This window comes from Alkalihalobacillus sp. MEB130, assembly GCF_032335535.1.
In the GTDB taxonomy this organism is placed as follows: Bacteria; Bacillota; Bacilli; order Bacillales; family Bacillaceae_D; genus Halalkalibacter.
Genome location: NZ_JAOANA010000003.1, coordinates 278,632 through 290,227, shown reverse-complemented (window position 1 = coordinate 290,227; position 11,596 = coordinate 278,632). Strand labels below are relative to the sequence as shown.

Below are 11,596 nucleotides of genomic sequence, written 5' to 3'. Positions count from 1 at the left end.
TAAAAATACCACTGAAATATCCGATTTTATCGTTATACTTTTCTTTATTTGAAGAAAAATTCCTGCAAAATATCATTTTTCTCTACTATTTTTCTAGATAGTTAGACATATTATAACATTAACTGAACATCGTTATAACTATACTAACTATGGTAAAAATGGCTAACATCCATTTATTTCTCTTAACTGTTTGCCTCTATCTAGCCTTGCTTCTTTAGTTAGCTTAGGACATGAATAACAATAATTTCCTTCTCCTTTTAAGAAACTCATGCAGCATGCACCTTTAACACGGATTTTCACATTTGCATCTTTCCAGCTTTCTATATAGCGAAACGTTAGATTAAATGGATTACGCTTTAAACCAAATAGATCAGAGTGTAAATTTTTTACTAGCTCGGTTCCAAGTTCAACTAACTGCTCATTTTCAACTTCATCTGTCCATGAAGGCAAACGGCTATAATATGGATTCGTTACTAACCCCCAAATTTGTTGTATCGATAAACCCGAGCTCTCTGCTATTTTTACAAATAAAGGTTGAAACTCACTAAACAATTGGGATAATTTCTCTTTTCCAATTGTTTCGCGATCGTCAACCGGAAGTTCAATTAAATACGGTTGTAATAACTGAAAATGAGCTTCTTTCCCTTCCTCAATAAAACGCAACTCTTCATATTCAAGCCACCGATTATGAACCGTAAATATGTATAAATGAGCGGTAAGCAAGTTACCGAACCATTTCATTAAGTTTGCACCACCTAAACGTAAATCAGAACCATTAAAACAATCTGTTCGATTTTGAATCATCTGGTTCAACGTTTCTGTCTGCATCATATCTGCTGTAGATACTCCTGTAAGGTCCATTGAAAACGCAACTGGCTTTAGTGGAAAAAGTTCTGTTATTCGTTCTAGATTGTGTGTCACCATGTCCTCACCGTTCCTCTATGTACTTTTTATTATTAGTTTATCAAATTCAAACATGAATTCGCACACATTTTAGCTTATTCGCCTATACTATAGTATGGTTGCATGCAATCGGAACCTATTAGAGGAAGAAGCACAACTTCCCTTACAGCAATATAGTCGCGATATATTGCTGTAATAGGTTGAGAAGGCACTTCCTCTCTTTTTAACAAAAAAACCGCCTATAATTAGACGGATTCTTTTAAACTCCAGGAACTTTAACTTTTCCTTTGGGTTGTTTCGTACCATAAACTTTCTTTGCTATTTGAGGTGCTAGTTGAAATAATATGATTCCTAGGATGGCAGAAGCTAAAATAAACACACTACTAAAAGCCTTTATGGTTCCCGTTGCTAACGCTGCAATAATAATAGAAAATTCTCCACGTTGAGTAAGTGAGAATCCAGCTCGTAACGCGACTCGTTTTGATAAACCATACCATTTGCCTCCGTATATTCCAACAATAATTTTGGCGATAACAGACCATGCAAATAACAGAATTAGAAGTCCTATCATAGGAATTCCTTCATCAAAAGCAATCGTAGTCCCAAAATATAAGAAAAATAACGGTAGCAGTAAGTCTCGTAAAGGGATAATTAGTGCTTCTAACTGGTGAGTTCTTCGTACCTCTGCAATGATGATACCTGCTAAAAACGCACCTAACACTTCAGAAAGCTCTAAATATAAAGCTAACCCCCCATAAAAAAGTGCTACACCAATCATAAAAAGAATGAAAACATCTCTCGTCATATGTTTATCAAAGAATGGTCCTAATTTACTGAATACAAAACGACCTATGATAATGGCACCTAATGTAAGAATCATAACTTTCCCCATAAGCACGGCCATTCCACCAAAAGACAAATCGTTACCAGAAGTTAATCCAACTAAAACCGCAACTAGGACCGGAGCTACTAAGTCTTCAAAGATTAGTAGGCCCAAAATAAACTCAGATTCTGGATTCGCCATTCTTTTTGAACTTTCTAGAAGTTTGGCGGTGATCGAGGAACTAGTTGCATATGTAACTCCCCCAATTATCAAGGAAGTTATGATATCTAAACCAAATAACAAGCAAATAACCATGGTCACACCCAAACAAAGAACTACATCTAACGTTCCTGCTGGAGTCACTTTTTTCGCAACCTGTGTAAGTTGTTTAATTGGAAATTCCATACCAAGCATAAAAAACAATAAAACAATTCCGACTTCTCCTGCAAAATGCAAGAGATGTGAGCCTGTTAATAACCCACCTAGAGCTATGCCTAGCAGAATATATATAATGACATCAGGTATTTTATACTTTGCACCCAAAAATCCAGTTATAAATAAAAGTAAGAGAACAAGCCCTGCTCCTAACATTTCAGGAATTTCCACTAAAGTTTACACCGCCTCTCCCTCACACAGTCTTTCAAATTCAGAAATTTGATCACTTTTACCTATAGCCATGATCGTATCACCAATTTCCAACCTCTCATCTGCCTCTGGACTTGCTATGACTGCTTCACTTCGAAAAATTCCTACAATAGATACTCCTGTACGTTTACGTATTTCTAACTCCTTTATGGTTTTAGTAGCGACTGGAGATCCCTTTTTGATTTCAATCCACTCTGTTACAATCTGACTACGAAAGAGCTTCATCTTATCTTTCGTAACCGGCTGGAATACAGCACCTAGCAACTGAGCTCCGAGTTCTCTAGTTTCCTCAGCTGTTAGATCTAATGAGAAATCAGCTTCGTCTTCATCCGCATCCTGAAAAAAGTAAAGTTCTCTTTTCCCAGAGTGGTGGATAATCAGAACAATCATACTACTTTGCGCTGTAACAATTGATATTTTCTTGCCAATACCAGGTAAATCAGCCATTTTTACATCCACTTCTCCGTCTCCTCCCTACATTCCTTCATCTTCAAAACGCTTTAAGTCGTTCTTATGGCCAATCACAATTAAGATATCACTCTTTTCAATTTGATCGGTTGGGGTTGGAGCTATGTTAATGTCTTCACCTCGTTTTATCCCTAAAATCGTACATCCATATTTAGCACGTACATCTAAATCTATGAGTGATTTATTGGCTACTTTATCTGTCGCTATCAACTCGACAATACTGTAATCTGCAGATAACTCAATATAATCAACAATTTTTTCAGACGTTAAATGCTGAGCAATACGTATCCCCATATCCTGTTCTGGATGAACAATTCGATCTGCTCCAATTTTTTCAAGAACTCTCTCATGATAATAGTTTTGAGCTTTTACCCAAACATTGGTCACACCAAATTCTTTTAATAGCAATGTACAAAGAATACTTGACTGAATGTCGTCTCCGATTGCTACGATAACATAATCGAAATTCCTGATACCTAGTGACTGCAACGCTTTTTCATCTGTCCCATTTGCAATCGCACTATGTGTAGAGTACCTCGTCATGTCATTCACTTTTTCTTCCTTTGAATCAATGGCAAGTACTTGATGTCCTAGCTTGTAGAGCTCCTTACACACACTACTACCAAAACGACCAAGTCCTATTACAGCAAATTGCTTTTTTATCATTATCCATTCTCCCTTTTTCACGAAGCTAGCTATAGAGGCTTAATCACTTATATAGTTAAAAATTCATTTGCCTCTTTCCTTTATTATACAGAAAAAATAATCATACAGGTTCATACTCTTTTCTACTTTAACCGATTTCCAATAAAAAACCCTCAATTACCTAGAAAGAGGTAATTAAGGGCTCCATTATTAACTTAATACTTTCTTAATCGCTTCAAGGACGCGATCAGCCTGAAACGGCTTGACGATAAAGTCCTTCGCACCAGACTGGATAGCGTCAATAACCATTGACTGTTGGCCCATTGCCGAACACATAATGACTTTTGCGTTGCTATCAATTTGTCTAATCTCTTTTAATGCCTGAATGCCATCCATTTCTGGCATAGTAATATCCATTGTCACTAGATCTGGATTCACTTCTTTAAACTTCTCTACCGCTTCTGCACCGTTAGCGGCTTCCCCAGCTATTTCAAATCCATTTTTAGAAAGGATATCTTTAATCATCATTCTCATAAAAGCTGCATCATCAACGATAAGTACGGATGCCATTACTATCACCTCATCAAATTTCTTACCTTTTTTTATTGTTGTTTGTCTTTAGTTCACTGAACTTATTGAACAATTTTCTCTAAATTTAGCATAGTAAATAGTCGGTTTTCTAGTTTTACGACGCCACGGATATAATCAGTTTCCACTCCACCGATAACTTCGGGTGACCGTTCAATCTTTTCAACAGGGATATCGATCACATCATTCGCTCCATCTACTATAAACCCTATTTCGAGTTGGTCTTTAGAGACAACAAGAATTCTTGTTGCTTCGTCGTACTCTTTTTCATTAATTCCAAATCTTTTACGTAAATTAATGATAGGAGTAATCACACCACGTAAATTCATAACTCCTTTTACATACGGTGCTGTACTCGGAATTCGTGTCACAGGTTGCATTCGCTCAATTGATTGAATGTAGTCAACTTCTAATGCATATTCTTCATCTTTTAATTGAAACACAATTACTTTAATCTCTGACTTTGTAGCCATATCAGTAGACAATGTGGTCCCCCCTCTCTTTTCGAATTACTTAATTAAAGCATTTGTATCAACGATAAGAGCTACCTGTCCATTGCCTAAAATCGTTGCACCTGAAATAGCAAATACTTCTTTTAGATAGTTCCCTAGTGATTTTAGAACAATGTCATGCTGTCCTATTAAGGAGTCGACCACTAGCCCAGCGACCTTATCTCCTTTATGAACAATAACTAGTGAATAGAATTCTTCCTCACTATGTTCACCTGGAACTTCAAAAATGTCTTTTAAGAAGACAAGTGGAACTACTTTCCCTCTAAAATCAATAACTTTTTGATTATGAACACTGTATACTTCGCTTTTATTAACAATGGCTGTTTCAATGATGGAACTAAGTGGGATTGCATATTTTTCTTCTTTAACTTCAACAAGCATAACATCAATAATCGATAACGTTAATGGTAGTTGAATAGAGAAAACAGAGCCTTTTCCTAGTTCAGAATTGACTGTTACTACGCCGCCTAGAGATTCAAATGTATTTCGGACGACATCTAAACCAACACCTCGTCCTGAAACATCGGTAATTTTTTCTGCTGTTGAAAATCCTGAAGCGAATAACAAACCAAACACTTGCTGATCTGTAAGCTTTGCGGATTCTTCCTCTGTCACAACTCCATTTGATATAGCTTTTTGAAGAACTTTCTCACGATCAATTCCTGCTCCATCATCTTCTATTTCAATAAAGACATTATTTCCGCTATGGTATGCCTTTAATAGAATCGTACCTTCTTCCGACTTCCCAGCAGCGAGTCGTTTATCAGGTGTTTCAATTCCGTGGTCAATCGAGTTTCGCAATAAATGGACGAGTGGATCTCCTATTTCATCAATAATCGTTCGATCAAGCTCCGTTTCCGCACCAATAATTTCTAATCTCACTTTTTTGTTTAAGTCTTTAGATAAGTTTCGAACCATTCGTGGAAAGCGATTAAACACTTGTTCTACTGGCATCATTCGCATATTTAAGATGATTTCTTGTAAGTCCCCTGAAATTCTTGACATACGTTCAACTGTTTCATTTAATTCATTGTTTTTTAACTCACTTGCAATCTGTTCTAGTCTTCCACGGTCAATAACAAGTTCTTCGAATAAATTCATAAGAACATCCAAACGTTCAATATTCACTCGAATGGTCTTATTCATTTCCGTTTGAACACTTTTGGTTTTCTTTGGTTCAATTTCTTTCGCTTGTGACTCTACCTTTTCAGTGACATTTCCGTCATCTACTACCGGTACAGCAATTGGTTTCTCTTCTACTTTAGTTGAGATAGATGCAATATCAAATTCCTGGACAACGACTTCCGTTATTTCAGAAACTTTTAAAATGCGTTGTTTAATTTCTTCTCCATCTATTTTTGATACCAATGTAACAAGAAAATGTTCATCAAACTGTTCTGCTTCTAAATCTTCTGCAGTAGGAGTTGATTTAATGACTTCACCAACTTGCTCTAACACATCAAACACCATAAAAACACGAGCAGCCTTTAGCATCGCATTCTCATCAAGAGATACTTTAATTTGATAAGTACTATAACCTTGTTCCATTGATTGCTCGAGAACGGTTGCTTCAAAATCATCATACTGCTCTTGGAGTGAGTTGTTTGATGGTTTTTGTGAACTGCTTAGAGTAGCTTCTGAGACAGCAACTGATTCACCTTTTTCAATGCTCTCTAACTGGGATACGATTTCTCGGACGTCTCGCTTTCCCTCTCCACCACTTGAAATATCCGTTACCATCGCTTCCAAATCATCTACAGCCATAAAAACAACATCCAACACCGTAGACGCAGCTTCTAGTTTTTGATTTCGAATAAGATCTAGGACATTTTCCATATTATGAGTTAAATGGGCAAGATCCTCAAAGCCCATTGTAGCAGCCATTCCTTTTAATGTATGAGCAGACCTAAACACTTCTCCAACAATAGATAAGTCAGTTGGATCTTGTTCCAACCTCAAAAGGTTGTCATTTATCGCTTGTAGATGCTCTTGACTTTCGTCAAGAAATACATCTAAATACTCAGCATTTATCAAGCTATTCACCTCTATATACGACTTTTTCCGAGCTTTTTTTCATAATATCATACTTTCGTGATAAAATGATCCCTCTCATATAGGAAATAAGAAATAGTTTTTTCGACTCAGATTTGGTTTTTCATAAAATGTTCAAAATCATGAATAGATAGAGGCAGAGAATAGTAGAATCCTTGAATTTTCTCGTAATTATTTTGAACTAAATAAACAAATTGTTTTTTGTTTACGGCTTCAACTATAACTAAAAAAAACAACTCCTGCTATAATACGAAGCTACTGAAAAAGTTCCTTTAAGCAGATTCGGGGAAGTGCAATGGCTTCACACGTTGCGCGCCTGCTACGAGAAACCCACTCGTAGCAGGCTTAAAACAAAGCAACGGCTCCGCTCATTGCTTAAAGGCCACTGAGAAAGGTGAAAATCACACCTTTTTCAGTGGCCTCCTAAAATGCAAAAGGGAGTTGCCTTCTCTTTTATTGAAAACATGCAGTTACAGAAGGGATGACAGTTAGTGAATGATGGTCCATTTTAAAATCATGTGGGTTAATATAGTACCCTTTCATTCCGAGCAATAGTGCCGGGGCAATTTCATTAATAAAGTTATCGCCAATTGACACTGTTTCAGCAGCATCAACTTCGTATTGTTGTAATAGTTCTTTAAAAATAGCCGTTGTTTGAGCAGGTTTTTGAGCTGAAGTAACCACATGATCAAACACATCTGTTAAATCTAATTCTTGTAAAAGGCGCCCAACATCATCTTTGTCACTATTTGTCACAAGAACCGTTTGTGTGTCTTGTTTTAATTGAGTTAATCCCTCTCTTAGCCCTTCAAGCTTTTCTAATGTAAATTGATCCGTAACCATGTATTCTTTCGTTGCTACATAGCTTGGATAACAATCTTCAACACCATAATGCTTTGCTGTAACGAATGGGAGCCACCAGCCATCTCCAATTGCAATCATATCCTTAAAGTTAAACTCTAACGTTTCTGGGTACAGGACAGAGATCTCTTCTTCTGGCACACACTCCCCATCCCAGCGATGGGCTTCTGATACCATTAACGTCATAGGGTCTACAGTTAAAACTAGATCTTGTTTAACGTCGTATGCTTTTCCAATTGATACGATATGTTTTCCTTTTTTCATTTTTTCATATTCACTAGTAAAATCATCATGATTTTTCTGATCAACTTTCGCTTTTAACTTCTCTGCATAATAATCAAAATGGTCTGTACCTTCATAGAGTGTACCGTCTAAATCAAAAATGACAAGCTTGTAATTCGCTAGCATTTACGTTCTCCTTTCAAAAAAACAATAAACCTATTTTAGCATATCCAAAAATGAAAAAGAAAAAGTAAGTGGAATAAAATGTAACAATTTTATTGTAATTGTAAACGATTTTAGTGTATTTTTAATAAAGTGTGAAGTTTGTATAATTATGTAGATTATTTCTCTCAATTGGTGCATAATCACACTTGTATTAAAAAGAATACATACTAAAAAAGAGGGGTTGAAGATTTGAAGAAGTTACTATCTTTACTATTTGTTCTTGTACTTGCTATCACTCTTGCAGCGTGTGGAGCAGCAGACGAACCAGCTGAAGAAACACCAGCTGCTGATCCAACTGAAGAAACAGATGCTACCGATGAAGCAGGCGATGATGCTACTGCTGATTACCCATCCGAACTTGTTATGGGATTTGTACCATCACAAGACTCAGCTAATATTGCTGATACGGTTGCTCCACTGGCAGACCGTTTAACAGAAGAATTAGGTATTCCAGTTCGTGGTGAGGTTATGACTAACTACACTGCTACTGTTGAAGCTATGGGTAATGACCAAGTGCATATCGGATTCATTCCAGCTTTCGGTTATGTTTTAGCAACTGATCGTTATGATCACATTGAAGCAGTACTAAAGTCAATCCGTCACGGTAGCTCAACATACAGAGCTCAGTATACAGTACGTGCTGATTCTGATATTGAATCTCTAGAAGACTTAGAAGGTAAGATCTGGGCGCTAGCTGATCTAACTTCTACAAGCGGATATTTATTCCCAGCTGCTCAACTAATGGACGATTACGGAGTTGAAGATGTAGAAAGTTTCTTCTCTAATATCATTCAAACGGGTGGTCATGATAACTCTTTAATTCAAGTTTTAGAAGGTGACGCTGACGTTGCTACAACGTTTGAAGATGCTCGTGAATCAATTGTAGGCGATTATCCAGAAGCTATGGAAGAGTTGCGTGTTCTAGATTACACGGACGAAATTCCAAATGATACAATCTCAGTATCAACAAACCTTCCACAAGAGTTAATTGATCGTATCGTTGAAGTATTCTTATCTTTCAATGAAGATGAAGAAATGCTTGAAATTATGGATTCAGTTTATAACTGGACTGGAATCGATACTGCTTCTGATAGTGACTACGATGTAGTTCGTAGCGTTGCAGAAAAATTTGACGTTAACTAATTATAATAATTTAGGGGAGAATATCATTATTCTCCCCTCCTCTTTTGTTTTTTGTATATAGACGACTATTGTAGAGAAAACAAAAGAGGACTTTAACTTCTTGTAGAATACGGAAATGAGGGAATAAAAATGATTGAATTTAAGGATGTCTCACTTGTTTATCCAAATGGAACACAAGGCTTAAAAAACGTTAACTTAAAAATTAATCAAGGTGAATTCGTTGTTATTGTGGGGTTATCAGGAGCCGGGAAATCAACATTAATTAGAAGTATGAATCGCCTTGTTACACCTACTTCAGGACAGTTATTAATTGATGACGATGATATCTTGCCATACAATCAACGGAAATTAAGAAAACTTAGAACCGAGGTAGGAATGATCTTTCAAAATTACAACCTTGTTAAAAGATCAACCGTTATGAAGAATGTGATCTCCGGGCGTCTTGGACATACTGGAACATTTGCGAGTCTTTTTAATTTATTCCCAAAAGAAGCTGTTTCTTTAGCTTACCGCAGTCTTGAACGTGTAAATATTGCTGAAAAAGTATATATGCGTGCAGATCAATTAAGTGGAGGACAACAGCAACGTGTAGCTATTGCCCGTGTTTTAACACAACAACCAAAAATCATTTTAGCGGACGAGCCTGTAGCAAGCCTTGATCCGCCTACGTCACACCAAGTAATGACCTATCTTCGCAAAGTAAATAAAGAGGATAACATTACTACAATTGTAAACCTTCACTTTATTGATATGGCGATGGAATATGCTGATCGGATTATCGGCATGCGTGCTGGGGAAGTTGTTTTTGATGGTCCAGCTAGCGAAGTATCCGAGCAAACGTTTGAAGAGATTTACGGTCGAAAAATTCGAGAGGATGACCTTGTAGGGGGTCCTGACGATGAGTAAACCAGAGATAAACGGTGTTGTTTCAACCAATGCCAAAGTAAGAATGACGATCATCTTAGTAGCGATTGTTGGTGTCTATGCCTATACTTCTTGGGCTACGAGATCAACACCTATGGATATTATCCGGGGTTGGGGTGGTTTCCAGCGTATTTTAACAGATCTTTTCCCACCAAACTGGGCCTATGCCCCGCAAGTTTGGGAAAAGCTCGTTGAAACCATTCAGATGGCCATCATTGCTACAACCTTTGCTGCCATAATTAGTGTTCCGATTTTCTTACTATCCGCAGCTAATTTGTTTCCGAATGCGTGGATTCATCAACCTGTTCGTTTTATTATGAATGTATTACGTACCATTCCTGATATACTACTTGCTATTATTTTTGTAGGTATTTTTGGTGTTGGGGTCTTTCCAGGTATTATGGCCTTATTTATTTTCTCACTAGGTCTTCTAGCGAAGTTAATGTATGAAACGATTGAATCGATAGACATGAATCCATTAGATGCGATTCGAGCTTCAGGAGGAAACACAATTCAAGTTATTTGGTATGCTGTCATGCCACAAGTATTACCGCAATTTGTCTCTTTTAGTTTGTACGTGTTTGAAGTGAATGTTCGAGCTTCAACTGTACTTGGATTTGTAGGAGCTGGGGGAATTGGTTTATTGCTTCAACAACAAATCAGCTTCTTTAATTTTCCGCGAGTCATGACGATTATTATCATTATCTTTATTGCCGTCGTCATCATTGACTACATTAGTAATAAGATAAGGGAGAGAATTGTATAATGGATTTAGTCATGCCACCAAAAAAGAAACGTTCTACTGCTAAAATTATTCGTAATATTATCATTGCTATCGCCCTTATTGCCCTTTACGTTTGGACATTTACAACGATAGATGTTCGTTGGGATCGTGTGTTCAGCGAAAGAACGATTGAAAATTTTGGACGAGTTATCCCTCAGCTCTTTTCACCAGATTGGGCTGCCTTTCAAAAAATAATGGTGCTTATGTGGCAAACGTTGCAGATGGCCTATACAGGTACTTTACTTGCTGCCATTTTAGCTATTCCATTTGGATTCTTTGCCGCAAGTAATATGGTAAAGAGCAAAGTATTAAATAATATTTCTAAAGGTTTTCTAAACGGAATTCGTGCATTCCCAGAATTAGTTCTTGCATTAATGTTCGTGGCCGCTGTTGGTCCTCGCCCATTTGCTGGGGTTTTAGCGATTGCGATCGGTTCTATTGGAATGCTCGGGAAACTGTATTCAGAAGTTATTGAATCAATTGATATGCATGTGGTTGAGGCGCTTCAAGCCAATGGGGCCAATAAGATTCAAGTTCTTTTCTACGGAGTTATCCCTCAAATTATTCCGGAATTTCTCTCTTATGCTATTTACCGTTTTGAAATTGACGTTCGTGCCTCTACCATTCTTGGTATTATTGGTGCTGGAGGGATTGGTACCCTCATTACAATTTCGATTTCTAACCGTAAATGGGATGAAGTTGGGATGATTTTGTTAGTCATTATCGTCGTTGTAACAATTATTGACTATCTAAGTGCTGCCATTCGAAAAAGGATTGTTTAAACTAGCAACAAAGAAGCAA

12 protein-coding genes are annotated in these 11,596 nt (G+C 37.0%); 4 read left to right on the top strand and 8 right to left on the bottom strand.

Features of this window, described 5'->3' with window-relative positions:
* Positions 1-162: 162 nt before the first annotated feature.
* The 8 genes from N0O92_RS04970 to N0O92_RS04935 form a co-directional block, all read right to left on the bottom strand.
* Positions 163-924 (bottom strand): hypothetical protein, encoded by a 762-nt coding sequence (locus N0O92_RS04970; protein ID WP_315613544.1) that lies wholly within the window; start codon positions 922-924, stop codon positions 163-165.
* Between the two features lie 238 nt (positions 925-1,162).
* On the bottom strand, positions 1,163-2,332 hold the full coding sequence (locus N0O92_RS04965) for a cation:proton antiporter (RefSeq protein WP_315613543.1): 1,170 nt from the start codon (positions 2,330-2,332) through the stop codon (positions 1,163-1,165).
* A gap of 6 nt (positions 2,333-2,338) precedes the next feature.
* Positions 2,339-2,830 (bottom strand): cation:proton antiporter regulatory subunit, encoded by a 492-nt coding sequence (locus N0O92_RS04960; RefSeq protein WP_315613542.1) that lies wholly within the window; start codon positions 2,828-2,830, stop codon positions 2,339-2,341.
* A 15-nt stretch (positions 2,831-2,845) separates the two neighbouring features.
* Entirely contained in the window at positions 2,846-3,505 is a 660-nt protein-coding gene (locus N0O92_RS04955) for a potassium channel family protein (protein ID WP_315613541.1), read from the bottom strand.
* Between the two features lie 189 nt (positions 3,506-3,694).
* A complete protein-coding gene (locus N0O92_RS04950) occupies positions 3,695-4,054 on the bottom strand; it encodes a response regulator (protein WP_315613540.1) in 360 nt (119 codons plus the stop codon).
* A 62-nt stretch (positions 4,055-4,116) separates the two neighbouring features.
* Positions 4,117-4,545, bottom strand: coding sequence for a chemotaxis protein CheW (locus tag N0O92_RS04945; protein ID WP_396334469.1), 429 nt, complete (start codon positions 4,543-4,545; stop codon positions 4,117-4,119).
* A gap of 36 nt (positions 4,546-4,581) precedes the next feature.
* Positions 4,582-6,618, bottom strand: coding sequence for a chemotaxis protein CheW (locus N0O92_RS04940; protein WP_315613538.1), 2,037 nt, complete (start codon positions 6,616-6,618; stop codon positions 4,582-4,584).
* Positions 6,619-7,089: 471 nt separating this feature from the next.
* Positions 7,090-7,905 (bottom strand): HAD family hydrolase, encoded by an 816-nt coding sequence (locus tag N0O92_RS04935; RefSeq protein ID WP_315613537.1) that lies wholly within the window; start codon positions 7,903-7,905, stop codon positions 7,090-7,092.
* A gap of 228 nt (positions 7,906-8,133) precedes the next feature.
* On the opposite strand from N0O92_RS04935, the gene N0O92_RS04930 reads away from it, so the two are divergent.
* From N0O92_RS04930 to phnE (N0O92_RS04915), 4 genes are all read left to right on the top strand, one after another.
* Complete coding sequence (locus tag N0O92_RS04930) at positions 8,134-9,087, top strand: phosphate/phosphite/phosphonate ABC transporter substrate-binding protein (protein ID WP_315613536.1); 954 nt, start codon at positions 8,134-8,136, stop codon at positions 9,085-9,087.
* 129 nt (positions 9,088-9,216) lie between these two features.
* The gene (gene phnC / locus N0O92_RS04925; protein WP_315613535.1) at positions 9,217-9,993 is read left to right on the top strand and encodes a phosphonate ABC transporter ATP-binding protein; all 777 of its coding nucleotides are present in this window, start codon (positions 9,217-9,219) and stop codon (positions 9,991-9,993) included.
* Complete coding sequence (phnE, locus tag N0O92_RS04920; protein ID WP_315613534.1) at positions 9,986-10,777, top strand: phosphonate ABC transporter, permease protein PhnE; 792 nt, start codon at positions 9,986-9,988, stop codon at positions 10,775-10,777. The genes phnC and phnE (N0O92_RS04920) overlap by 8 nt, the downstream gene beginning before the upstream one ends.
* On the top strand, positions 10,777-11,577 hold the full coding sequence (phnE, locus tag N0O92_RS04915) for a phosphonate ABC transporter, permease protein PhnE (protein WP_315613533.1): 801 nt from the start codon (positions 10,777-10,779) through the stop codon (positions 11,575-11,577). The genes phnE (N0O92_RS04920) and phnE (N0O92_RS04915) overlap by 1 nt, the downstream gene beginning before the upstream one ends.
* Positions 11,578-11,596 lie beyond the last annotated feature (19 nt).